The 480-nt window shown below is 64.4% G+C and carries 1 protein-coding gene; it reads right to left on the bottom strand.

The window, feature by feature from the left end; all coding sequences use genetic code 11:
- Positions 1-164 precede the first annotated feature (164 nt).
- Positions 165-480 (bottom strand): HlyD family secretion protein (locus ACU8YE_RS24720; protein ID WP_446930079.1); only part of this gene is annotated, 316 nt, incomplete at its 5' end.

Here is a 480-nt window from a genome sequence, read left to right as displayed (position 1 = left end):
CCGAGATGGTCGGGATCGCGACGTTCGCGATGGACGTGTCGAGCACGTTCATGAACACCGCGAGCGACACCGCGATCGTGCCGAGCACGAGTTGCCCGCCCTGCAAGGGCGGGTGGGAGACAGGAGCCTGTGCCATGTCGGTTGTCTTTCCGGAGTCGGAACGGTTACATCATTTTCGCGGCGCTGTTCTGCTTCGCCGCGACCGGCGCCGACGCGTTGCCGCCTGCGTTCTCGGCGATGATGCGCGCGATTTCGGCGTCGGCTTCGTCGCCGTATTTCGCGAACACGTTGGTCTCGTAGACGGTGTTCGGCGCGTTGACGAGCTGGTCGCCGCGTTCGTCCTTGATGTCCACGTCGACCTGCATCGACAGGCCGATGCGCAGCGGATGCTTGTCGAGATCCTTCGGATCGAGTTCGATCCGCACCGGCAGGCGCTGCACGACCTTGATCCAGTTGCCGGTCGCGTTTTGCGCCGGCAGC

Source organism: Ralstonia sp. VS2407 (assembly GCF_052950655.1).
This window is presented reverse-complemented; position numbering and strand designations above follow the sequence as displayed.